At 70.6% G+C, this 942-nt stretch carries 2 pseudogenes; one reads left to right on the top strand and one right to left on the bottom strand.

Annotation, left to right across the window (positions count from 1 at the left end):
• Positions 1-213 (bottom strand): annotated as a pseudogene (locus R6V09_RS53905) (hypothetical protein); the annotation flags it as partial.
• Positions 214-507: 294 nt separating this feature from the next.
• On the opposite strand from R6V09_RS53905, the pseudogene R6V09_RS53900 reads away from it, so the two are divergent.
• A pseudogene (locus tag R6V09_RS53900) lies at positions 508-942 on the top strand (ATPase); the annotation flags it as partial.

The following is a 942-nucleotide window of genomic DNA, read 5'->3' as shown; positions in this document are numbered from 1 at the left end:
TCGGTAGACGGCGGCGTTGCGGCCCGTGCCGCCGGAGGCGGTGCCGGAGTGGGCGGCGAGCCGGACGTTCTCCAGTTCCACGACGGCGGAGGACACCGTCGGCTTGGACAGGCCGGCCAGGCTCGCGAGCTGCGGGCGGGTCGCGCTGCCGGCTCTGGCCAGCACCTCGAACACCGCGCTCGCGCTCTCGGTCAGCCGAGACGCCTGCGCCACGACGTGTTCCACACTTCCCCCAGTTCACAGGCCGCGTCCCGGAGGGTGTCCGTGGGATGCGGCGATGGGATGTCCCTATGTCACGCGGGCCCGGACAGCGGTCACCGTTGCCCAATACGCGATACCTCTTGACGCACTGTACTTCGTTAGTTAACTTCCTAACGAACGTCACGGTACTCGCCTGCCGTGGTCCGTCAGAAGCCCGTCCCGGGGCTTCCCTAGTGCTTCAACTGCCGTTCCCCCGAACACGGTTCGCCCACCGTCGCAGCACAGCGCAACGACGAAAGAGGTTCCGTGCAGGACTTCACGCCCCTCGTGGTCGGCATCGACGTGGGTGGCACCAAGACACATCTGCGCGCCTGCGCGGGCACGGATGTCGTCGCCGACCACATCCGCGCGAGCAGCGGCTGGCGGCCGCACGACCCCGTGACCGCCGCCGACTGGCTGGCCGCCCTGATCCATGACGCCCTGCCCGCACACGCGTGCCCGTCCGCGGTCGCCGTGGGCGGGCACGCCTGCGAGACACCCCGTCAGTGCGCCGAGATCCGGGCCGCTCTGGAGGAACGCCTCGATGTGCCCGCACTCGTCGTGGGCGACGCCGAACTGCTCGTCCCCGCCGTGGGACTGGACAAGGGCGTCGGTCTGGTCGCCGGCACCGGTTCCGTCGCGGTGGGCCTGCTCGCCGACGGCAGCCGACTTCAAGTGGGCGGCTGGGGCGCGGTACTCGGC

It is taken from the genome of Streptomyces sp. W16 (assembly GCF_033194735.1).
Lineage (GTDB): Bacteria > Actinomycetota > Actinomycetes > Streptomycetales > Streptomycetaceae > Streptomyces.
The sequence above is the reverse complement of the archived record's forward strand: the minus strand, read 5'-3'. Positions and strand labels throughout refer to the sequence as shown.